The organism is Nostoc sp. (assembly GCF_036916975.1).
Taxonomy (GTDB): domain Bacteria; phylum Cyanobacteriota; class Cyanobacteriia; order Cyanobacteriales; family Nostocaceae; genus Nostoc.
Genome location: NZ_JBALFF010000126.1, coordinates 43,888 through 67,801, shown reverse-complemented (window position 1 = coordinate 67,801; position 23,914 = coordinate 43,888). Strand labels below are relative to the sequence as shown.

General features: G+C 41.5%; 19 protein-coding genes. 9 read left to right on the top strand and 10 right to left on the bottom strand.

The features are described from left to right. Positions 1 to 12 precede the first annotated feature (12 nt). The 5 genes from V7K73_RS28725 to V7K73_RS28705 all read left to right on the top strand — a co-directional run bounded on the left by V7K73_RS28725 (position 13) and on the right by V7K73_RS28705 (position 6,989). Positions 13 to 1,068 (top strand): PstS family phosphate ABC transporter substrate-binding protein, encoded by a 1,056-nt coding sequence (locus V7K73_RS28725; protein WP_334885333.1) that lies wholly within the window; start codon positions 13 to 15, stop codon positions 1,066 to 1,068. A 637-nt stretch (positions 1,069 to 1,705) separates the two neighbouring features. Next, positions 1,706 to 2,458, top strand: a complete 753-nt coding sequence (locus tag V7K73_RS28720; RefSeq protein ID WP_334885332.1) for a PEP-CTERM sorting domain-containing protein — start codon at positions 1,706 to 1,708, stop codon at positions 2,456 to 2,458. A 349-nt stretch (positions 2,459 to 2,807) separates the two neighbouring features. Continuing rightward, positions 2,808 to 4,715 (top strand): phospholipase C, encoded by a 1,908-nt coding sequence (locus V7K73_RS28715; protein ID WP_334885331.1) that lies wholly within the window; start codon positions 2,808 to 2,810, stop codon positions 4,713 to 4,715. A 142-nt stretch (positions 4,716 to 4,857) separates the two neighbouring features. Next, the gene (locus V7K73_RS28710) at positions 4,858 to 5,835 is read left to right on the top strand and encodes a hypothetical protein (RefSeq protein WP_334885330.1); all 978 of its coding nucleotides are present in this window, start codon (positions 4,858 to 4,860) and stop codon (positions 5,833 to 5,835) included. 110 nt (positions 5,836 to 5,945) lie between these two features. Next, positions 5,946 to 6,989 (top strand): PstS family phosphate ABC transporter substrate-binding protein, encoded by a 1,044-nt coding sequence (locus tag V7K73_RS28705; RefSeq protein WP_334885328.1) that lies wholly within the window; start codon positions 5,946 to 5,948, stop codon positions 6,987 to 6,989. 28 nt (positions 6,990 to 7,017) lie between these two features. On the opposite strand, the gene V7K73_RS28700 is transcribed toward V7K73_RS28705, so the two are convergent. After that, on the bottom strand, positions 7,018 to 7,737 hold the full coding sequence (locus V7K73_RS28700; RefSeq protein WP_100901811.1) for a Crp/Fnr family transcriptional regulator: 720 nt from the start codon (positions 7,735 to 7,737) through the stop codon (positions 7,018 to 7,020). 312 nt (positions 7,738 to 8,049) lie between these two features. Between V7K73_RS28700 and V7K73_RS28695 the strand changes: the two genes are divergently transcribed. After that, positions 8,050 to 8,943 (top strand): DALR anticodon-binding domain-containing protein, encoded by an 894-nt coding sequence (locus V7K73_RS28695; protein WP_334885326.1) that lies wholly within the window; start codon positions 8,050 to 8,052, stop codon positions 8,941 to 8,943. Between the two features lie 179 nt (positions 8,944 to 9,122). Here the strand turns inward: V7K73_RS28695 and V7K73_RS28690 are convergent, their stop codons facing one another. Further along, positions 9,123 to 9,992 carry a Cof-type HAD-IIB family hydrolase gene (locus tag V7K73_RS28690; RefSeq protein WP_334885324.1) on the bottom strand — a complete coding sequence of 290 codons (870 nt, stop codon included), beginning with the start codon at positions 9,990 to 9,992 and terminating at the stop codon, positions 9,123 to 9,125. Positions 9,993 to 10,286: 294 nt separating this feature from the next. Here V7K73_RS28690 and polA point away from each other — a divergent pair, with 294 nt between their 5' ends. Continuing rightward, positions 10,287 to 13,226 carry a DNA polymerase I gene (polA, locus tag V7K73_RS28685; RefSeq protein WP_334885322.1) on the top strand — a complete coding sequence of 980 codons (2,940 nt, stop codon included), beginning with the start codon at positions 10,287 to 10,289 and terminating at the stop codon, positions 13,224 to 13,226. A gap of 266 nt (positions 13,227 to 13,492) precedes the next feature. On the opposite strand, the gene psb27 is transcribed toward polA, so the two are convergent. The 4 genes from psb27 to V7K73_RS28665 form a co-directional block, all read right to left on the bottom strand. Continuing rightward, complete coding sequence (gene psb27 / locus V7K73_RS28680; RefSeq protein WP_334885321.1) at positions 13,493 to 13,897, bottom strand: photosystem II protein Psb27; 405 nt, start codon at positions 13,895 to 13,897, stop codon at positions 13,493 to 13,495. 369 nt (positions 13,898 to 14,266) lie between these two features. Next, the gene (locus V7K73_RS28675) at positions 14,267 to 14,950 is read right to left on the bottom strand and encodes a phosphatase PAP2 family protein (RefSeq protein ID WP_334885320.1); all 684 of its coding nucleotides are present in this window, start codon (positions 14,948 to 14,950) and stop codon (positions 14,267 to 14,269) included. A 31-nt stretch (positions 14,951 to 14,981) separates the two neighbouring features. Next, positions 14,982 to 15,686 carry a COG4705 family protein gene (locus V7K73_RS28670; RefSeq protein ID WP_334885318.1) on the bottom strand — a complete coding sequence of 235 codons (705 nt, stop codon included), beginning with the start codon at positions 15,684 to 15,686 and terminating at the stop codon, positions 14,982 to 14,984. A 110-nt stretch (positions 15,687 to 15,796) separates the two neighbouring features. Then, positions 15,797 to 16,564, bottom strand: coding sequence for a COG4705 family protein (locus V7K73_RS28665; protein WP_334885316.1), 768 nt, complete (start codon positions 16,562 to 16,564; stop codon positions 15,797 to 15,799). A gap of 299 nt (positions 16,565 to 16,863) precedes the next feature. Here V7K73_RS28665 and V7K73_RS28660 point away from each other — a divergent pair, with 299 nt between their 5' ends. Then, a complete protein-coding gene (locus tag V7K73_RS28660; protein WP_334885314.1) occupies positions 16,864 to 17,328 on the top strand; it encodes a PepSY domain-containing protein in 465 nt (154 codons plus the stop codon). Positions 17,329 to 17,368: 40 nt separating this feature from the next. On the opposite strand, the gene V7K73_RS28655 is transcribed toward V7K73_RS28660, so the two are convergent. Then, entirely contained in the window at positions 17,369 to 18,601 is a 1,233-nt protein-coding gene (locus tag V7K73_RS28655; protein WP_334885312.1) for a sensor histidine kinase, read from the bottom strand. Between the two features lie 156 nt (positions 18,602 to 18,757). Then, positions 18,758 to 19,432, bottom strand: a complete 675-nt coding sequence (locus V7K73_RS28650) for a response regulator transcription factor (protein WP_334885310.1) — start codon at positions 19,430 to 19,432, stop codon at positions 18,758 to 18,760. 301 nt (positions 19,433 to 19,733) lie between these two features. Between V7K73_RS28650 and V7K73_RS28645 the strand changes: the two genes are divergently transcribed. Further along, entirely contained in the window at positions 19,734 to 20,516 is a 783-nt protein-coding gene (locus tag V7K73_RS28645; protein ID WP_334885604.1) for an alkaline phosphatase family protein, read from the top strand. Between the two features lie 111 nt (positions 20,517 to 20,627). Here the strand turns inward: V7K73_RS28645 and cofH are convergent, their stop codons facing one another. Then, entirely contained in the window at positions 20,628 to 21,776 is a 1,149-nt protein-coding gene (gene cofH, locus V7K73_RS28640; RefSeq protein WP_334885308.1) for a 7,8-didemethyl-8-hydroxy-5-deazariboflavin synthase subunit CofH, read from the bottom strand. Between the two features lie 56 nt (positions 21,777 to 21,832). Next, a complete protein-coding gene (locus V7K73_RS28635; protein ID WP_334885306.1) occupies positions 21,833 to 23,767 on the bottom strand; it encodes a hypothetical protein in 1,935 nt (644 codons plus the stop codon). Positions 23,768 to 23,914: the final 147 nt, after the last annotated feature.

Here is a 23,914-nt window from a genome sequence, read left to right as displayed (position 1 = left end):
TAACAGCTAACTATGTCTCAGAAAAACGAAACACTTAGCCTTTTCTTAGCTGCTATCATCACCATTGGTTTAATCTTTGGTGGCTTATGGTTTCTTATGGAACGGTGGGCGCAACTAAATGGAACTGTTACTAAAACTTCAACAGGTGGTAACAATGATAATGCCATAAACCAGCCTGTAAACCAGCCTGTCAAGAAATGTGACGTGGCAAATCTGCCAGAGGGAACATTTAACTATGGTGGTAGTACAACCTGGGCACCCATTCGTAAAGACGTAGACTCTGCACTAGAAAGCCTTTGCCCTCAATTTACTTTACGCTACACTCAACCTCCTTCAGGTCAACCAGGATCTGGAACTGGCATTAGAATGTTGATAGATAATCAACTAGCTTTTTCTCAATCTTCTCGCTCAGTTAAAGCTGAAGAAAACGCCGAAGCGAAACAAAAAGGATTTAGTTTAAAAGAAATTCCCGTGGCGATTGATGGAATTGCGATCGCAGTTAACCTAAATCTCAATATCCCTGGTTTAACTATCGCCCAACTCAAAGATATCTACACCGGGAAAATTACTAATTGGCAACAGCTGGGTGGGCAAAATTTACCAATTACAGTCTACTCTCGCAGTAAAGAAGCTGGGGGAACAGTGGACTTTTTTGTGGAAAATATTTTAAATAAAGAGAATTTTGGTAATAACGTTAATTACATTAGTACGACCACAGAAGCAGTACGAAAAGTAGCTGCAAGTCCTGGTGGAATTTACTATGCTTCCGCCCCAGAGGTTGTACCCCAGTGTATAATTAAATCCCTCCCACTAGGGCGGACAAGCGCTCAATTTGTGCCTCCCTACCAAGAACCCCTTGTACCTCAATCTCAATGTCCCAATAAACGTAACCACTTAAATAGTCAGGCGTTTCGTAGTGGAGACTATGCAATTACTCGCAATTTATTTGTAATTGTTAAACAGAATGGTCAAACAGATCAGCAAGCTGGTGAAGCTTATGCAAATTGGCTGCTAACACCTCAGAGTCAAGAACTGATTGAAAAAGCTGGATTTGTCAGAATTAAATAATCGAGTGGTTTTCTTTAATTCTCAGAGTAACTATAGCCAGTCTTTAAAGTCGGAGTTTGTCTCATCTGTTTTCTTAGAGGATGGACAGCTATTGAGCGAATTTCAATACGGTTCGGTTAAGCCCAAATATAGAAGTGGGGATTTTTAGCAACTGATGAGGTAGGAGTAATACCAATTCACGAAAATCCTGATACATATAGATTTCTCGTAGGGGCTAGGCAATGCCTAGCCCTTACCAGATTATTTGTATCATTATTAAAATGAAATGGTATAACTACCGAATCCAGAGGCTAATGGACAATTGATTTAACTACCTTGTCTATTTCATAAACTTTGCTTTTTCTTAACTTTTTATTAATTTTGAGGTAACAAAATATAGAAGTGGGAATTTTTAGCAACTGCTGAGGTAGGAGTAATACTAATTCACGAAAATCCTGATACATATAGATTTCTCGTAGGGGCTAGGCAATGCCTGTCCCAAACAGCAGATTATTTATTTGTATCATTATTAAAATGAAATGGTATAACTACCGAATCTAGAAGGCTAATGGACAATTGGTTTAACTACCTTGTCCCTTGTGGGGGAAATCAAGAATAATTTGATGCGGTGAAACTTGTATCAGATTACAGATTGTGGATGCAATCATTTCTGACTTCGGGATTTTTCTTTATACCTTCAAGCCTAGCCATAGCAGCGTCTTCACTTTGGGATTATTTTCGGTGTGTAAAAAGCGCACTTACCTATATGGGCAAAAATACTAAGACCAAACTTATGCTGAGTGCAACACCTTTGAGAAGGCTATCGCAAGCAACTGCCACCGCAGGGCTTGGTTTTGCTATGGTTGCAGCTATTGGCAATCCTGCCCAGGCTGTCAATTTGAAAACATTTAATATTTCTGGAAATTTTGCTCCTGCATCTGAGGATGGTTCAGTAGGGCTGCCTGTGAATTTAGCAAATGCCTCTTTTAATGGGAGTTACACAGTAGATGTAGATCAATTACCCGCTTCTAGTTCTTTTGTAAATTTGACAAATTGGACAATCAACTTAGTCAAGGATAATACTATTGTGCGAACATTATCCAAAAAGTTGGCTGGCAATACAGCTTACATTCAAGAGAATATACTTGATTTTTCAGACGCAGGTTTATTGACAGGTAAAAACAAGAACTTGTACAGTTTGGAGCTTTATTTTGACAGCAATTTCACAGGGACGGGTAGTACCAATAATGGGAAATTTTTGGACAATAGCAACCTTGGAAATGTTCAAAGTTCTGGCATTACTGCCGTTGGTTTCGTTAAAAGCGAGCCTGTTTCTGAACCTGAAAGTTCTGCTGGAACAGTATTTTTCGCTACTATCTGTTTGTGTTTTAAAATAAAGAAAACAGCTTAAATTGCAGCATAATTATGCTTGTATAAAACGGTGTTAAGGTTTCTTAAAGTTGGGAAACACAATAAAGCACGGCGGAACAAAAATACCTATTCTAAATTAATCAAATACTTGTTTGCGGTATATGAATACTACTTATAAATTCCGCATAGAGATATTAGCTGGATAGAAATTACTAAGGAGATGTGCTTTGAGACAATTTACGAAGTTCTATTTTGCTCTAACATTGCTACTTTCCTCGTCGATCGTACCGTCCATGTTTCTCGGTTCGGCGATCGCAGACGAGTCTTCAGCACAGCAAGCTTCGCCAGCAAAGTCAACCGTCACAACTCAGCCACATCCAACGTCAGACGTGGCACGATACTTAAACGATCCAGGCAAAGAACCCCAGCTACCACCGAAGTTGCTCACAAAGCTGCTTCAGGAGCGGATCAAATACGTCTTCGTCATCTTTAACGAGAACCACTCCTTCGACAACGAGTATGGCACATTGCCCGGTGTTAACGGACTCTACTCAGATGGACAAAAGCCTCGTAACCCAGAAAAAACACCGGGATTCACCCAGACCTACACCGATACCAACGGCGCAACCGTCACAGTTGAGCCATTCCGAATCGGATCTGAGCAGAACGCCAGCGCCGTTGACAGCGTTGACCACTCGCACACCGGACTGGCAACCAAGATCCACGTTGTGGACGGTAAGCCACAGATGGATCAGTTTGCCTCCGACGAGTACACACGCTTCGCGGCGAAGGGTGGAGCAGCCAACATTGCTGAGGGCAAGCAGTTCGCACGCCTTGTCATGTCGCACATCGACTGCGACACTATTCCGTTCTTCTGGAAGTGGGCTAGTCGCTTCACGGTCTTCGACAACATTTTTGCAACTGAAGACACGCCCTCAACCCCGAATGCAGTAGCGATGCTCGCGGGGCAGGGGGGTGAAACACAGTGGGTCAAGCAAGGTGCAAGTGGCAAATCCTACACCGTAGGCAGCCACACAGGGACAACGCAAGGTGTACCCTTGGTCAACGACCCACAGCCCTTTTATGGCTCCCAGTTCGACACAACGACAGACAACAAGCAACCTGCTGGTGCCAAAGAGAGCTACGCCGATGGCAATATCGCCTCGAACCTGACCTTCGCTAGTCTGCCGCTCACCTTCCAGGGGCGCGATATTCGGTCAGTATTGGCTAGTAACAAGAATCCTTTATTTGACCTAGCCGACATCCAGCAAGATATCCCCTATATCCACAAACTCCAGACTGAGCCGGTGAATTGGCGCTGGTATCAAGAAGGCTACGATCTCGAACCGACCGATACCAACAAAATTGCTTCGCACAATGCCTATGTCAGCCATCACAACGGCGCACAGTATTTTGGCTATATTGCCAACACGCCGCAGGTGAGCAAAAATCTTCGAGGGCTGAATGACTTTTTTAGCGACATAGCCAATAATTCGCTGCCCAAAAGCGGCGTGTTCTACATTCGTGGCGGTTATACAAACCAGCAGGGTCTGAAGCCGCCAATTACGAACCCCAAAACACCAGCAGATGAGATCGCTGCAATTAATGCCGCAAAGTCAGGTGATGACGACCATCCAGGCTATAGCGATCGCCAACTCAGTGAGGGGATGGCGGCTAGGGCGATCAACGCGATCGCATCAAATCCCAAAATCTGGCAGCAGAGTGCCATCATCATTACCTACGACGAATCCGATGGCTTCTACGACCATGTACCACCAAGGATATTGTCCTATGGCCCTGATGGGCTGCCCCTCTCCCGTGGTGTGCGTGTACCACTGATCCTCATCTCACCCTACGCCCGGACGCACGCCGTGTCGCACGTCGAGGGCGATCACAACTCGGTGATCGAGACCATCAACACGATCTTTGGTTTGCCTGCCCTTGCCAGCTTACCCGATGAGGCACAGGCGCTCGCTGCTGGCAACTCCCCAGAGTTCAACAAGTTCGGCCCGCCAGGATTTGAGCAGAAGTACCTCGGCCCACGGGACATCAATTCGCCGATCACCGATAGCTTGCTGTCGGGCTTCGATCCCAAGCGCCTACTCGGTATCTCACCGCCACTGCCAGCCTCCTTTGCGAAGATTCCAGATAGTATAGTGAATACACTACCGCACTACGGGGGTGAAGGCTGTCGGGCGATCGGGGTCACACCAGAGGACAAGCGCCAGGGGATAGTTAATAAAATCCCCAAGGGTTTCAACGCGCTACCAAGCACTTATCCAGCCGCTAACCCTTAAAGACAAGGATGGATGAGGCACACCCCATCCATCCTTCAGCCCAAAACACCTTTTACTCGCACTGAGTGCTGAGTAAAAAAGTGAAATTCCCCACTCAGCACTCTTCATATCCCCGTTTTTCGCCATTCCCTGAGGATAATTCATGCGCTTTGTGTTAGTCTTCCTGACTCTGTTTGGTGTCTGCTGCTCGATTTCCGATGCTCAGGCGGGTTCGGTTATCAAACGTGTCAAGGAACGGAATGTGGTTCGCTGTGGCAGCGTCGAGCGGACGGGTCTAGCAACTTCAGCCGAACCAGGTGGTTGGAATGGTCTAAACGTCGATATCTGCCGTGCGATCGCCGTCGCCGTGCTGGGAGCTTCTGGCCGCATCGAATATCATCAGTATGAGACACCGAAGGACTTCGACGCGGTGCGTAACCAAGAAGACGACGTATACTTCCTCACAGGATCGGAAATTGAGGAGCAGAAATTGGCTGGTAAGCTGCTGCCTGGCCCTACTATCTTTGTAGAATCTAATGCGGTAATGGTGGCGTCCACCTCGGCTGCACACCACGTCAGCGACCTAGCCAAAGAAAGCATCTGCTTTATGATTGGCAGTTCAGTTGAGCGGAGCCTCACGGCTTACTTCGGTGCGCTCCACAAAAACTGGTTGCGTCGGCCGTTCTCTGAGGATGGGGAGATGATCGATACATACAACGTGCAAAATTGCCACGCCATCGCCGGTGAAATCACGACCCTTGCAAAGATCCGCCTTGACCCTGGAGTAAACCAATTATCGAGCCGCATCCTCCCAGAGTCGCTGACGAGCTTTCCGGTAATCGCCGCCACCGGAACCCAGGATGCCCAGTGGTCAGCGATCGTCGCCTGGACAGTTCATACATTGATCAATGCAGAGAGGCCGGAAACACACTGGTATGCGGGCGGTGCTGGGGCGATGCCGATATCCGCTCCAGATTTAGGTCTTGACAAGGAGTGGCAGCGCCGCGTTCTTGCATCTGTAGGCAACTACGGCGACATCTTTAATCGCCATCTGGGGAAAGGCTCTCTACTCAAGCTCGATCGCGGATTAAATACGAACTATTTCCGGGGAGGACTTCTTCTGAGTCCGTTCCTTGAATAATTTCAACCAAGCATAGAGGTGTCAGAATTTTTGAATAAAACACCCGTCCTCCAAATACAATCTCAAGTAGCACAAGCACTTATATTGAATGGAAGCGGGGGTAATTTACTATGTCTCAAAAAAATGAAACAACTATTCTTGTATTATCAATTCTGATTACAGTCGGGCTAATAGGTGGCGGTTTTTGGTGGTTTACTAAAAAATCTGGTATTAACCTAAATGCAATTAATTCTGGTAGCACCAAAACGCCCCAACCTCAATCAGAACATCCTAGTGGCAATATCACTTCAGTACAAGATGTTCCTACAGGATTATTCAATTACGGAGGCAGTACATCTTGGGCACCGATTCGGCTGGTAGTTGATCCAAAAATTCAAGCCGCGCGGCCAGAGTTTCGGCTGCGCTATGTCGAACCCAGTAATGCATCTCCTGGTTCTGGTACTGGCATTCAATCTCTAATAGACGGTCAACTAGCTTTTGCCCAGTCCTCCCGACCAGTTTTAGATCAGGAATTAAGTCGCGCCCAGCAGCGTGGGTTCACTTTAAAACAAATTCCTGTGGCAATTGATGGTTTAGCGATCGCAGTTAACCCCAACCTTAACATCCAAGGACTGACGATAGACCAGTTAAAGTCAATTTACACAGGCAAAATCAATAATTGGAGCCAGGTGGGCGGCCCCAATATCCCGATTAAGCCCTATTCCCGCCGCATTGCTGATGGCGGTACGGTGGAACTTTTTGTCCAAGATATCTTGGGTGGTCAACCTTTCAGTTCCAATGTGGAATTTATCTCCACAACCACCCAAGCCTTGCAAAAATTGGCTGATAGTCCTGGTAGCATCTACTACGCTTCTGCCCCAGAGGTGATTCCTCAATGCTCAATCAAAGCCTTGCCGTTGGGGCGGACGCAAGGGCAATATATTGCTCCATACCAAGAACCATCTGTCCTCCCGTCCCAATGTCCTGGTAAACGGAACAAATTGAACATTGAGGCTTTCCAATCAGGAAAATACCCGATTACCCGCAATCTGTTTGTGGTGGTCAAACAGAATGGTCAGACCGAGCAGCAAGCAGGTGTCGCTTACGCCAACTTACTGCTGACTGAGCAGGGACAGGAACTTATTTCCCAAGCTGGTTTTGTCAAAATTCGCTGACAATAGCGATTAAACTCAGGCAGAGGCTTTAACCAGCTCTATTAATCGACTCTGCTGGCAAGCATATTAGATTATCCCCTTGGGTAAGGATTAAGCCACGTTGACGCAGCTTACCCATTAAGCGGGTGACGGTGACACGGGTCGAACCAATCGCGCTCCCAATTTGGGCATGGGTGAGGGGGAAGGGCAGACAATAGCCGCGAATCACATCAGGATCTGTGTCGCTCATTGCTGGCTCTCCATATTCCTCAATTAACAATGTGAGAAATCCTAAGAGTCGGTCAATTGTGCGGCGTTGTCCCAAGGCACTCAGCCACAGTAGCTTACGCTGGTGCTGATACCTAAAGGCATCCATAACTTCACGACGGAAGTGAGGCCAGTTGTCTAAGTCATGCCAGTACATCCACAACACCGCAGTTTGGTCAACATGGGCGTAAGACTGGAGTGTGAATGGTGATTGGGCAACAATTTCAAATGGCTGTCCCGCTCCCACAAAACCCAAGAACGCTTCTTCTGGGGTTCTGTTAATTCGTCGAGACGTTAGCTGGCTGGCAGTTGCACTAACTTGGGCGGTTCCTACCATCCGGATCGCACCCCTTTGCACCAAATATAGCAATCCAGGCCGGGCTGGAATGCGCTCATCTTTGCTAAAGGTACGGCAGCGGTAGTGTTCTTGAGCCCAGTCAAGAATGCGTTGCCAAGTTAAAAAAGGCCGTGATGCCTCAGAAAAGGAGGATGGAGATTGCATAGGTAACAAAGAGCGTTCGGCTGAAGACAAAGACGTAAATAAAAGGGTGCAAGGAGTGTCTTTGTGTTGGCAAGGCAGGCTTAACGCCTAACAGCGCCAGCCAATCCAAAGAATAGAAAGTAAATTACTCTCTACTCTTTTGTTATACTTCCTACTGTACAATGATGGTAGTAAAGTTTACTTACTATTCATCGATTATTCATCAAATTTTATCCTCTTCTCATTTTTCTTTATCTAAATTATATTTATACCGCAAGACGGATGACAAAAAAGTAACAAGTATATCTTACATGATGATTTAAATAATATTACGTGTCTCATAAATTACAAGTTAGCAAATATATATCAATCAAACAGTTAGTGTACAGTTATCTAAGAAATTCACTAAGCATTGATACTTATAAAGCAGAAAATAAACGCATAAAAGATGAAAAAATTCATCTATATAAAGGTAGAGATAATAAAATAATTTTCTACACCTCAAATGTGTCTCTGGGACTATCAAAATCTCAGAATCGAAAAGCGATGGAAGTTGCCAGTGCGATCGCCTCAGATATATCAGGGATTTGTGGCGACGTTTTTAGCATCCAAATAGTTCCCCCTGGTTTGATACATTTTGAATTAACTGACTCGACGTTAGGGACTTGGTTACAAAGTCTTGTAGAGGGGAGTGGGGGGGATGAGGGGACAAGGGGGATTACTAAAGCCAATGCCCAATGCCCACTTGCCCTGAGCAAAGCCGAAGGGATGCCCAATTTGTTTGCTGTTCAATATGCTCATGCACGTTGCTGTTCGCTAGTGCTTCTGGCTGATCGAGAGGGATTGATTAAACTTAGAAAACCAGTTCCAAATAATAGTCCAGCTTTTTGGAGTGTTATCTCTCCTAACCCTTTACCTTGGCTTAATTGTGACGGAACATTGCGGCTAAATCACCCAGATGAGCGTCGTTTAATTGGTGAGTTAATACAAGTGGTAGACAATATAGAATGCCCTGATGTTAAGGGTTCTGTGAAATGGGAAAAAGTAGCGGTGAGTTTGAGCCAAGCTTTTGAAAAGTTCTGGTGTAATTGCCGGATTTGGGGTGAGGTGAAAATTACCTCACCAGAGTTAGCCCAAGCTAGACTCGGATTGCTTATGGCTACTCAGTCAGTATTAAGATTTGTGCTAGAGGAAAATTTGGGTGTTTTTGCGCCCTTGGAGTTATAAATCGGTAATGTCGCTTAGGCAAAAATAAAAACTTTTATATATCTCTTGACTCAATGCATCACCTCAGCTACATTAACAGGTGTGTGAGGAGCGAACCAGCTAGGACACCGAGACGAAACACGGCCAGTCGTCGGTGTCCTTTCTGATTTATATGGGTTAGGTTTGAAAAATTGCCCTGATTAGAGCAAAAACTTTTCAATTGCTACAGCTGCTCCGTCTTCCTCTACGCTAGGAGCTACCCACTGCGCGATCGCTTGCACTCCTGCTGGTGCGTTGCCCATAGCTACACCCAGTCCAACATACTCGAGCATTTCCACATCATTGAAGTTATCGCCAATCGCCATAACGTTGGCTAATTGTAATCCCAGTAATTCTTCGGCTAGGTAACGTACAGCAGTTCCCTTATTCACAGAGGCGTTAGTTGCTTCAAAGAAAGTAGCAACAGATGTTGTCAGATAAAGTTCAGCCGGTGTGTATTGACGGCGCAAATTCCCCAATAGCTTGTCGATCACATCAGTGTCATCGCACAAAGCGAGAATTTTTGTCGGTTCATTGGTTAAGGTTTGACGCAAATCACCCACGGGAATCGCGGTAATATCAGAACGTTCTGCATAAATTTGGGTTTCTCTGGTTAATTCACGGACATATAGTTGATCGTTGATGTAGAAGTGGACAGATAGGAGCGATCGCAACTCAGGCTGTTCAAAATAGTCGAGTAACTGGTGGGCGATTTCTCTGGAAACAACCCAATGGCGATGAATTTTTTGAGTGATCGGATCTTGAATCCAGGCTCCTTGATAGGCCATTAATGGTAGGGTAGAGCCGATATCTTGGTGAAAGCGCAAGGCTGAACGATACATCCTACCTGTGGCGATCGCTACTTTAATTCCTCGTGCTTGGGCTGCAATAATCGCTTGCTTTACAGGTTCGCTGATGGTGTTAGAATGCCCTGCGATCGTGCCATCTATATCCAAAACTAGTAGTTTAATGTCTTTTGTAGCAGCCTGATTATCAGTAGATGCCAAATGTGTGGCAGATGCTTTCGGCATAATTTCCTAGATTTTAAGTTTCAGTAAGAGGTTAACAGGCTCTAGCAGGCTGTGGTAAGCTGTTCCACAAATAAACTTGCATATACTGGGCGGGCTTTCCTGCCCACCCCACAAGATTTCTATTTAATAAGGGTTATGCAAGCTTATTTGTTTTTTAGCTTAGTAGAAAAAATTGGATGTTTTTAATTAGGAAGTCCCTTTGTACGCAAAACTACGCTATTGTCACCAAAGCCAAGCTGAACGAGCATCTGAAATTGCTAACTATGTGACAAAACTTCTGGCTAAAATAGGGCTATGTCTGAAATCACTTCTGCAACCCCAACACGCCCCACGTTCATCCTCGTAGATGGACACTCCTTGGCGTATCGTTCATACTTTGCTTTCGCTAAAGGGCGAGATGGAGGGCTGCGTACTAAAACGGGGATTCCTACCAGTATATGTTTTGGTTTTGTGAAGTGCCTGCTGGAGGTAATGGGAACACAACAGCCACAAGCAATGGCGATCGCTTTTGATTTGGGTGAGGCCACTTTTCGCCATGAAGCTGACGAGACTTATAAAGCCGATCGCAAAGAAACCCCAGAAGACTTTATTCCCGACTTAGCAAACCTGCATGAATTGCTCAATGGCTTCAATCTCCCAATTTTCACTGCCCCTGGTTTTGAGGCTGATGATGTTTTGGGAACCTTAGCACAAAAAGTCGCTGCTGCTGGGTATAGGGTGAAGATTCTGACTGGCGATCGCGATTTATTTCAACTAATCGACTCTGACAAAGAAATCACTGTTCTAAATTTTAGTCCAGATGCCCTAAAACGCTCTACAAATAGCATCACGGAATTTGAAGCAGAACAAGTCAAAGAAAAAATGGGCGTTTTACCTTCACAAATTGTTGATTTCAAAGCTCTTTGTGGTGATAAATCAGATAATATTCCTGGTGTCAAGGGAATTGGCGAAAAGACAGCAGTGCAACTGCTAAATACTTATGGTTCCCTTGAGCGTGTTTATGCTGCGTTAGATGAAATTAAAGGCGCAACTCAGAAAAAACTGGCAACAGGTAAAGAAGATGCCGATAAGTCTCGCTATTTGGCAACCATAGTTTTAGATGTTCCTATAGAATTTGATTTAGAAAAATGCAAATTAAAAGGTTTTGATACAAGCCTATTATCACCAATTTTAGAAAAGTTAGAATTCAAGTTTTTTTTAGGAAAGATAAACGACCTTCAACAACGTTTTGGTGGCAAAGTTGAAGAGAAACAAGAAGTCAAAACAGACGTAATTAATCCCAATACTAACTCAGAATTCAGCACTGATGAAGATAATGATTTGTGGTTTTTCAGTGCTAGTGATACAGCAGCAGTTACACAACAATCTACTTCCCCAATTACACCACACATCATCAACACCGAAGTAAAATTAACTGAGTTGGTGAAACTTTTGCAAAAATTCACTAGCCCAGAGACTCCCGTTGCTTGGGACACTGAAACTACAGCTTTAGAACCAAGAGACGCTGAGTTAGTAGGAATTGGTTGCTGTTGGGGAATGCAACCAGATGAGGTAGCCTATATTCCTGTAGGGCATAAAACTGGGGAAAATTTGCATAAAGATTTGGTGCTAGAAACATTACGCCCAATTCTCGAAAGTGCTGATTATCCTAAAGCTTTACAAAATGCCAAATTTGACCGCTTAGTTTTAAAGTGTCAAGGAATTAATTTGGCGGGAGTAGTTTTTGATCCCATGCTGGCAAGTTATATTCTAAATCCTGATTCAAGTCATAATTTGATGGATTTGTCGCAGCGATATTTGGGATTAATAGCGAAAAGTTATTTGGATTTAGTTCCTAAAGGTAAAACCATCGCTGATATAGATATTCCCGCCGTAGCAGATTACTGCGGTATGGATGCTTATTCTACCTTTGGCTTAGTGGCGAAATTACGTGAGGAACTGGATAAAATTCCAACTTTGTCTAAGCTATTAGTGGAAGTGGAACAGCCACTAGAAGCAGTTTTAGCCGAAATGGAATACACGGGTGTTCGGATTAATTCAGCTTATTTACAAGAACTTTCACAGCATTTAGAAACTGAGTTAGCCAGGTTAAAAGAGGAAGCAACTCAAATAGCTGGGGAAAATTTTAACTTGGGTTCTCCTAAGCAATTGAGCCAAATTTTGTTTGAAAAGTTGGGGTTAAGCACTAGACATTCTCGCAAAATTCAAACGGGCTTCTCTACAGATGCAGCAACGCTAGAAAGACTTCAAGAAGATGATAACACTGGATTTGTTGAGGCGATCATTGAGTATCGGACTTTATCTAAATTAAAGTCTACTTATGTTGATGCATTACCTGCATTGGTGCGTCCAGATACCCAACGAGTGCATACTGATTTTAATCAAGCAGCAACATCAACTGGTAGATTATCTTCTTCTAATCCAAACTTGCAAAATATCCCCATTCGTACAGCTTTTAGTCGCCAAATTCGGAAGGCATTTTTGCCCGAATCTGGTTGGTTAATGGTGGCTGCTGATTACTCACAAATTGAATTGCGGATTTTGGCTCATTTGAGTCAAGAGCCGATATTAGTGCAAGCATATCAGCAAAATGAAGATGTTCACACTGTGACAGCGCGGTTAGTGTTTGAAAAAGAAAATATAACCTCAGAAGAACGAGGGATGGCAAAAACTATCAATTTTGGCGTGATTTATGGAATGGGTTCTCTAAGGTTTTCGCGCTCAACTGGGATAGATAAAACGGTTGCCAACGAGTTCATTAAGCGGTTTAATGAAAGATATCCGAAAGTATTTGCATATTTAGAACGAGTCAAAAAAGAAGCGATCGCTCTTGGTTATGTAGAAACTATTTTCGGTCGTCGTCGTTATTTTGACTTTACTAATAACAGTTTACGCAAATTAAAAGGCAGTAAACTAGAAGATATTGATCTGAGTAAATTGAAGAATTTGGGTGCTTATGATGCAGGTTTACTCCGCTCTGCTGCTAATGCACCAATTCAAGGTTCCAACGCTGATATTATCAAAATTGCAATGGTAAGGCTGCATGAGGTTTTGAAGAACTATCAGGCGCGTTTGTTGTTGCAAGTTCACGATGAATTAGTGTTTGAAATTCCCCCTGAGGAGTGGGAAGAATTACAACCGCAAATTAAGTCGATGATGGAAAATGCAGTCCAGTTGAGTGTGCCGTTGCTGGTAGATGCGCGTGTCGGTGAAAATTGGATGGAGACGAAGTAACTCGAACTGTGACAAAGCTTTTATATAGAAAAGTCTCAATCAGTTTAAGTAGGTAGGCAAGATAAAACCAAACTATATAACGATAAGTAAAATCTCTGTATTTGGCTCGTAGTCGCGCTTTAGCGCTAAAGCGCAACTACGAACCAGTGATGATTATTTGCGCCGACTTACTTAGTTGAAAATTTAAAACTCTTATATCAAGTTGACAAAGTAATCAAGAGTCAAAAGTATCGACTCTTGATAATGGAATAGGCAACAGTTAAGAATTAACCACCACGCTTCAGCGCTGCTTCTACCTGCTGTAACTCCTTCTCTAAACGATTTTTGAGTTTTTCGGGTACGGCACGATTTGGGTAAGAACTGTAGTGTCCAGCCAGGGAGTTGAGGGCTGTTCGCATGGTTGTAAAGGAGCCAAGACCAGAAACAGAGTTAACTCGCTGATAGCGAGCCGAAAAGTCATTAATTTTTTGACGCGCTTCTGCTTGAACTGCTGCTTTTTCTGGTGAATCTTGTGAGATATCCAGAGCTTGTCTCATAACATTGACCACAGCTAAGGTATCTTGGCGATAATCCCCAGTCAAACTATCTGGACTGCCAGAACAGCCCATTAAGCCGATAGATACAACCAAAACCAGCGCAAGCAAACGCGACCAATAGCGCTTCATATTCATTAAGTAAAAGGATACGTAAATCAACGTCTATCCTATCTTGGATTGGTAACTTGGGGATCAATTGAGTAGGGAATGGGGAGAGACGCGATTAAACCAATTCGATGCATTTTTAATTCGCAATGATGCTCCTGCGTCGCTAAGGTTGCGTTCGCGGAGCGTCTCGTAGAGAATAGAGCAATTACGTTTTGTAACGTACAGCCCTTTGGGCATGAAAACCGCGGAGCGTCTCTAAGAGTTGAGTGCTGTTGTGGGGACGGTTTGGGTCCACAAAACTTCGGGGGATTTAAATTAGGCATTCAATTCTTGCTACCGTCGTTATGCTCTTGAATTAAACCCCGAAACTTTGTTAAAGATTTAATCAACTAATTTTTATTGCCTTAATCTTTGCAATTTAAGCATCGTAATACATATCATCAGCCACAAAAAACCGACTCCATAACCTGCAATTATATCTGTAGGCCAATGGACTCCTAAATATAAGCGGCTGATCCCAATAGCTGTAATTAAAATAATCGTCAAACTGTAAATAACTTTGGCAAAATTAGGATAGTGAGTTGCCAATTCGTAAGCAATAAAACCATAAAGTACCATAGAGCCTAGTGCATGACCACTAGGAAAACTAAAAGATTTTTCAGAAATCAATTGATGCCACAGTTGCGGGCGAGATTTAGAAAAAAACAACTTTAGCCCTGTATTTAAAATTAACCCTCCTAAGCAAGCAAATATAAAAATTTTCGCTTCTTCTTGGTAACGTCGCCACCAAAGTAATAAAAGAGTAATACCTGCAACTATAACCACTGTACTAGGATTACCAAGATTTGTAACAAACAGCATTAAATTATCTAAATTTGGATTGGCAAACTGATGTAGCCATAACAAAAAATTAGTATCAAATGCAAAAGCATCTCGCTCTAAAACCTCTTCAGCCAGTTTTGCTAAAACAAAAAGGATGAGCAGACAACTAGTAAGTCCAACAATACCAATTGTGGCAATTAAGGGAGCCAAGCGAGGATGTATATGATGCAACCAGAAATTAGAAATTTGTCGGAGCATACTTTAATTTTATTCATTATGCTTAAACGCATCACTCAATTGGGTGACGCAATTTTTTTTCTTTTCGCACGGAAAAGAATAGCACAATTGCGAGTAGGATAAAGGCGATCGCTGAAGCATAGCCCCTTGGCAGTGATAGACCGCCATTTTTGACTGGTTTTGTCAAAAAATCTCCGAAGGTGGCTCCGAAGGGACGTGTGAAGATGAACGCCACCCAGAATAGCAGAATATCGCTCAACTTTGTTACGTAGTGAAGGGCGATGACAACACCAATGACACTGGCTGTCACAAATGCGCCCTGGATATAGCTTAGTCCCAAGTTGCTTGTCAAAAAGTCACCAAAGGCGGTTCCCAAGCTGTTGGAGAACACTATAGCTAGCCAGTAGGTAGTTTCTGCATCTTTCCTAGCGATCGGATAAACGCTAAGATAGCGATCGCGGTAATACCATATACTAAGAACGCTCAACAGACCGGCTACCAGAAGAAGCGATCCCAGTGCGTAGCCAAGCCCAAGAGATCGATCCATCAGGTCTGAAACTTCGGTTCCAGCTGTGGTTGTTGCGATGATGACCACCCAATAAAGGGCTGCACGATATCTGTCGGATTGAATTTGAAAAAACAGGAGAATAGCAAGAATGGCGAACGTTACGGCAAAAGCTACATAATACCCTAGCCCAAGAGACATTGAGATGTAGTCACCTGCCGTCTCGCCGAGTGTCGTGGCGATGATCTTCATGATCCAGAAGAAAATCGTGACTTTTGCAACTTTGTTCATTTCTTTTTCACACTAAAAAATAGTAAGTCATCGTTTTTAAGACTTATGAGATTAAATTAACTAGACGCTAATCAATCTTGTCGGTCAATCGGGAGTAAGGCTAGTTTTTTCTGCTTAAGGCTTAAATAAATAACCAGGCTGATGATTATAGAAAGAAAAAGCATACTGGTTCCGACAGTACCAAAACCAAAGCCTCCATTTTTAGCAGATTGAGATAGTAAATCACCTATAGATGCTCCAAGTGGACGAGTCAAGATGTAAGCTAACCAAAATGCCAAAACTGCATTCAGGCGGAAGTAATAATAACCGATAGCTATGATTGCAATTGAAGCGCCAAATATCAGTGCTGATTGTGCATAACCCAACCCCAAAGACTCTGCTAATAAGTCTCCTGTTGCAGTGCCTAATGCAAAGGTAAACAAAACAGCCACCCAATAAAAAAGTTCTCTTTTAGCTGTATTGATGGAGTGCATGGCTAATGTCTTTTCGTTGGAATACCAGAGGGCAAAAACTACCAACAAGGAAACACTAAAAATTACAGTAGTTGTTAGCAAACTAACTCCAAGCTCGTCTACTAATCTATCAGTTATCAGTGTGCCAACGATACTTATCAAAACGACCACAAACCAGAAACTTGATGGAACATAGCGTTTCAGCTTAAACTGATTTAACAGCACAATCAGTAACACGCCACTCATAATGTAGGATGTAACGCCTAAACCAAGGTTCAGGGTTGCTGACAGAAAATCTGCTGCGGTTTCACCTACTGTGGTTGCCAGAACCTTAATAATCCAAAAGTAGATTGTAATCTCTGGAACCCTGTTTAACATCTTTTTCATGATCTTTCTCCTTCTTTATTTTTTGTAGAAGTGAGATTAAATGACATCTTAAAGTTAGCTGTATTCTCATAAATGACTGAGTGATTGTACTTTATACAGCAAAAGTCAAGAAATAGTCAAGATTTGATTAAAAACGGAATTTTATCCGAATAGAGTCCCTAAAAATAGCGGAAATCTCTACTTAAAAATTAATTTCACTATTTGATATTTTTATTTAACTTAAACAAATCTTGACTATTTCTGGACTTTTATTACTTACTGTGAAAATACAAACCCAGACTTCAAGGGACTTTACAGGTATGAAAACTTCAAACACAATCATTTTGGTAGCAGCTTTTATTGGTACTTTAGGACTTGCTGAATTATCGAGAGTTGTGTCTGCAAAACAACCACAATCTTTTGTAGCAATTGCACGTCAACATCATAGTGTTACCAAAGTTGCTGAAGCCGGTGATGGGGATGGTGAAACAAACGACGATGCACAAGAAGCGGCAAAACTGCAAGCGCTAGCTAAAATTACAGCACAACAAGCACAGCAAGTAGTTGAAGCATCTGTGGGAGGTAAGGCAAAAAGTGTCAAACTCGAAAATGAAGATAGCAACTTAATTTATGCTGTAGAAATTGGTCAGCAAGAAGTTACAGTAGATGCTGGTAACGGCAAAGTTCTCTATGTTGAAAATGCCAATCAACAAGATGAGAAGAATGAAGCGACTCGTCCCAAGAGTAGTATTCAAGTCAAAGAAACTAGTGATGGCGATCGCTAAACCAATGATCATGGTAAGTAAGAAACTTCAAATTACATTGTCAAGAAGTTGGTAAACGCACAGTAAAACAACTACCAACTCCTAATTGACTCGTAACACTAATTAATCCACCGTGATTTTGAGCAATAGCTTGAGCGATCGCTAACCCTAAACCAGAACCAGCTGACCAATAAGAACGAGACTGATCTGCTCGCCAAAAACGCTCAAAAACCTTGTCAATATGCTCTGGTGCTATTCCCACGCCTGTATCTTGCACGTTAACATAAAGCTGGGAACCGATGCGACTAGTTTTAATTTCAACTACGCCTCCCGATGGTGTGTAATAGAGAGCATTTTCAAATAAATTAGTAAACAGTCGCGTTAATTGAACTGCATCACCTATTAGCTGAAAATTAGCAATTAATTCAAATTTAAAGTTAATTTGTTTGGCTTCAGCTTGAGGTTTATACAGTTGTATTAGGTTCTCTAATATTGACGTTAAATTGAGAGTATCCCTATTCTGATCGGGGACTTTATCAGTGCGTGCTAACAATAATAAGTCTTCTGTGAGGCGAGTCATCTGGTTAGTAGCGCTGGCGATCGCTTGAAACTTTTCTGCATCTTTTGGCCCTATTTCTTCTGGATATTGTAGCGGTAACTCAGCATTAATTTTGATAGCCATTAACGGACTGCGTAGTTCATGGGAAGCATCAGCAGTAAACTGTTTTAGTTTTTGAAAGCTCTCTTCAATGGGTTGCATTGCTTGACGAGTGAGCAAAATTCCGCCAATACCACTAAAAACCAAAGTTATAATAATTCCACCGCCTAATACTAAGTCCAGTTTTTGCAGAGTTTCATCAAATTCTTCTAAAGATTGGCTCACCCTTACATACCCAACAAGCTCACCATTATCGCTAGCAATAATTGGAACATTCACCACTTGGATAGGAACTTTACCTGTCTGAATTTGTACTATTTTGTTTGGTAAAAAAGGTAAATTTAAAACAGTTTTTCCTTGTTGGTTAATTAAATTACCCTGAGTATCAAACCACTGTAATCCTTGATGATAAGCAATTAAGTCTTGGGGACGAAAGTCACTTTCAACTGTTAGGTGACCTTTTTCAAACTCTACATTTGCAGCCGCAACTTTGCCTATGGCTGTGAGTTTATCTGTTATTTGTTCGCTGAGACTGCGAGTGAAAGCAAATCGGACTGCGATCGCAAATATTCCTAGCAGCGATGCAAACACCGCTAAATAAGACAATAATAAACGATATCTGATTCTTTTAAACACATTATTTATCGGGTTTAAATTGTTAATTATTAATTTAAAATTTTATTTATATTAACAAATATTATAAGTTTAAGCCCCTAACAAGTAGCAAGAAGTAAGTTTTGTAGCTATTTGTAAATTCATGTTACAAAAGTGAATTACGAATTACGAATTATTTTACTTCTGTCCTAAACGATAACCAATGCCATAAATATTTTCAATCAAGTCTTCTGAACTTCCAGATGCTTTAAGTTTATTCCGCAAATTTGTAATATGAGTTTTAATACTTCCTTCTCCCGAAGATTTATCAAAGTCCCACAGTTTGTCAAGAATTGCAGAACGAGTAACAACTTGATTGGGATTTCTCAAAAAATATTCTAATATCATATATTCTTTAGGAGTTAATGATATGATATTTCCTGCATAAGTAACCTGTTGAGTTGCTGGGTCTAGTTGCAAATCACCGTGGATTAAAATCTGGGGACGAATTTCTGGAGTTCTTCGAGCTAAAGCCCTGATGCGTGCTGCTAATTCTTTTAGCTCAAATGGCTTAACCAAGTAATCATCAGCACCAGCATCGAGTCCGATAATTTTATCGTCTGTTGTATCTCGTGCTGTCAGCATTAAAATCAAAACATTAGATGAAGTAGCGCGTAAACGCTTACATAAAGTAATTCCATCTAATTTAGGAAGCATTAAATCTAATAAAATTAGCTCATATAATCCTGACTGCGACCATTCCCAGGCTGCAAAACCATCGGTTGTTATATCTACAATATGGTGTTGTCGTCTTAAAAATTCGGCCAATGGTTTAGCAATGCGATCGTCATCTTCAACTATCAAAATTCTCATAATGCTCCACCTTTCAATTATTGGGGCTTGCTAATACCGAATCAGGATTATCTTACCTACAAGGTTAATCTTAAAATTTTTATCATATATTCTTAACCTGAACTTAATTAAACTGGGTTAATGTTCCTATAAATGCTCAAAATATGTAATAGCAATCAAGCTGATTCATTAAATCACCAATTCCTAAATTAAATACTTTGATAGGAATAATGAGAAATAAAGGAATTTAAACTTGTGTAATTTAGTTAGTAAATATCTTTGCTAACTAAGTGCTCAGAAAGATGCTAGTAATGATGGTGGGATTGCTGCTGATGGAACACCTTCACCAGGTTTTGTTGCTGCTTTACAACATACAGACGCTAGTATCGGGAACATAGTTAATGCATTGAAGCAACGAAATTTGTTTGATTCAACATTAGTAGTATTGACAGCAAAACATGGTCAAAATCCCCGTGAGGGAACGGCTAATCTGATTTCGGAAAACACATTTACAGATGTCTTAAAAAAAGCTGGGATTACTGTAAATCAAGCAACACAAGATGATGTTGGCTTATTTTGGCTTGCAGATCAAAGCCAAGCTGATACTGCGACAACTCTTTTAAAGAATCTGAATAATCCGGCAATTAATCAGGTGTTATCTGGTGATGCCCTACAACAAGCAGGCTTTGGCAATCCGTTGTCAGATGACCGTACACCAGATTTAATTATCAAATTGAACCCTGGATATGTAATTTATGATAGTACAAAAAGGGCTGAACATGGAGGTTTTTCGGATGACGATACCCATGTTGGATTAATTGCTGCTAGTGGGATTTTAGCTTCTGGACTCAAAGGGACAATTCAAACGCAGACGGTAAAAACAACTCAAGTTGCTGTTACGGCTCTAGATGTATTGGGGTTAGATCCTGAGTTATTACAGGGTGCTGTGAAGGAAGGTACTAAAAAACTACCAGGGTTAGAAATTTCTGATACCCGTGGAGTTCCAGAGCCAAATACGAATCTTGGCTTGTTATCTTTTATGGGCTTGATGTTAACTGTTTCTCTATGGAGACGATGCAAGCAACTCATAGATGGTTGGAACTAAGTTAAGGGTTGAAGACTAGCTGACTTGTAAAATCTGTTTTTTTTCTGCGCCTAATAAGGTGAAATAAATTACTTTTAAACCGCAGAGGCGCAGAGAACACAGAGATAAGAGTTAAGAGTAACTGTTAACTTTTTGATAAATAGTATTGCGTTGTTGGTAAGGTCTTCCTAAAGAAGCGATCGCACCTTCTAAGGTTTCGACTTCCATACATGTACCACCTAAAGCACCTGCCATTGTGGTAATATGCTCCTCCATTAATGTGCCGCCAATATCGTTGCAACCCCAAACTAAGGCTTCCGTTGCACCAGCAAGCCCCAGTTTTACCCAACTCTGCTGATGGTTGGGAATCCAATTACCTAAGTAAATCCGCGCCACAGCCCCTAGCAGTAGTGCATCACTCAAAACTGGTTGATCGCGTCCGACACGGCGACGTAACGGTTTGGGCGCTTCTTGCCCAACGAAGGGTAATAAAATAAACTCTGTGATCCTTGCTGGATATTCCTGATTGATGGCGGTTTGTTGGAGCGATCGCAATTTTTCTAAATGCCCAATTTGCTGTTCGTGGGTTTCAATATGCCCAGATAACATGGTGCTGGTGGTGTGTAAGCCTAATTTGTGAGCGGTGCTAACAATTTCTAGCCAAGTCGCTGTGTCAATCTTCTCTGGACACAGTATCCGCCTTACTTGATCGTCTAACACTTCAGCTGCTGTTCCTGGCATTGAGTTAACACCAGCATCGCGCAAAGCAGTAATTACATCAGCATATTCATGTCCATCAAGTCTGGCGATAAATTCCACTTCTTGGGGGGAAAAAGCATGGAGATGTATGTGGGGAAATTCCTGTTTGATGGTTTCTACAACCTTGAGATAATAGGGCAAAGATTTACCATTTATCTGAGCTTGTGGATTTAATCCCCCCTGCATACAGATTTCCGTCGCACCCCGTTGCACTGCATCTGTCGCCTTTTCCAAAATTTGCGCCGAATCTAACCAGTATGCACCGGCATCACCATCATCTCGACGGAATGCACAAAAACTACAGTGTTGCTCACAAATGTTAGTAAAGTTAATATTACGATTAATTATGTATGTAACCGTATCGCCTGCTTGAGTGTGGCGGAGTGTATCGGATGTAGTACGTATCGCTGCGATCGCCTCTTCGTCAGTTTGTTGTAACAATACCACTCCCTCTTCGAGAGATAAGTCGTATCCCATTAAGGCACGCTCAAGAATTTTTTCAACAGCAATTTTTGTCAGCATCACTTTCTTAACTTCTGAGTAAATCTTAATTTGAGGATCTTGTAAATAATAAAATTCTACTTAATAAATACACCAAGTTCTGGAGAATCCCAAGATCGGACATAAGTTTTATCTTTAAAATTAATCTCTTGAGATTTTTTTTGTTTACTTTTTTTAGTTTCCATTGAAATAATTCCACAAGGCTCAAAATCTTTATAAGAAGCCTCTGTTTCTAATTTTGCGGAAACATTAGTAACATTAATATGTTGACTTTTAAGTAGTTTTTGATTATTTTCCTGCAAAAGTACCCATAAAGGGTATTCCCAAGGGTCTTTTCCCATTGATAGCCCAATATTCGAGCATTTTTTGGAATTTAAAAACTCAACTGCTCCTGTGTAAGTATCTTTGAGGAATGGTCTATTACTAAAATACTGCTCAATTCTGGGGGTTTGGAATATATTGTTGCTATCAATAATAGGTCTGTACCTATTAAAAAACACCCACGGTAATGATGATATTAGCAGAAGTGTTACTATCACAATGGCGATTTTCTGCTTTTTTAGCTTAGATAACACAACACCTACAAATGGAGAGAATAGGACAAACAAAGGTAAATGTAGACGACTATTCCATGCTTGCCATTTTAGCAAGTAGCAAAATATCAAAAATGTAGATACGGTTGCAATCAGATAAGTAAAAATATAACTTTTTTTACTGAGAGATTTTCGAGCTAGAAAAATAATTATACATATTATTATCAACGCTAGATGTAATAAATTACCAGCACTATTTTCATTACCACTTATCCCAATTGTTGACCAACCTCCTGGTACAAAGAATGTCTGCGAAAACGTTGTCCGAGGATCGTTATAATCTACACCGATGAATATATGTATAAGTTGAATTAATCTGTTCGCTTTTCCATTCCAGAAACCAATGGGTGTTCCTATATGTAAAGCAATATTTCTCAGGATATTAGAAATGAGTATATTAACACCGAGTATTTCATTACGATAGTCACTCGCTTCACCAAGTGGCGAACCAAATAAATTATAATTGCGTAAATAATGACTTATATTAAGCAATAAAGATATACTTGCTACTATCAAGGTAGGCTTCCATGTTTGCCACCGTAAGCGTTTAACCAGGTAAAAACCAAACCAAATTAAGAAGGGAAATACATAAAAATAAGCAGTTGCCTTGCTCAAAAGGGCTAATCCTGTGCTACTACCAATATTAAATGAATTAGTCCATATATCGCTTTTTGCTGCTTGGATAGTTGACAGTAAGTAGTAAGCAAGACAAACTAACCAAAATGCAACTACATAATCATTTTGAGTACTTGAAGCTTGCAAAATTCCCATAGGAATTGTTGCAGTTACAACCGCAGATAAAACTTGACCTCGTAAATCTGCTCCTACTTGTTTGGCAATTAATGACACTCCAATAATACACCCAATCATACTGAACCATTGAACTAAGTTAGCGAAGTAGTCACCACCACTTAAAATCTGAAAATGCAAAATCACGAACTCTGACCAAGGGTTTTGATATAACTGTGGGGTATAACTTGTTGGATAATGAGCAATGCTATGATTTTGTATCCAATGAGCAACACGACTCATGTGATAGTCCATAGAATCCCAGTTATTGGGGGGTGCGATGATGGCAATTAATCCAACTGTCGCTACAACAAAACCTATGCCATATAACAAAAAATTTACTTTAATATCTTTTTTTATTTTAGAATAATTTATTTGCTCTGGATTCGGTATTATTTGCTGATTTAGCCGAAAGTATATATAAATTAATGTGATAGATATTAATCCCCAAGTTACTAATATCCAGCCAAAAGTAATTAATTTAAAAATACTTAAAAATTCGGTGATTGCAGTGAGTAAAATTCCCCAGTAAGTAATTGCTAATATCAGCGACTCACGCCAATCGGTACGTTTTTTATTAATTAACAAAAAAATAGTAATTAAGGAAATAAGAGGCAAAAATATAAACATAAATAATATTATCCACTTTAAATCTAATTTATTACTAGCCTTGGCGGTTAGAAACCGCGGCTACACAGACAAAACCTGCCTCCGCAGGTTAAAAACCCTTGATTTTGTATTAGTCCACGGAGGTGGACTTCGTTTGTGTAGTAGCGA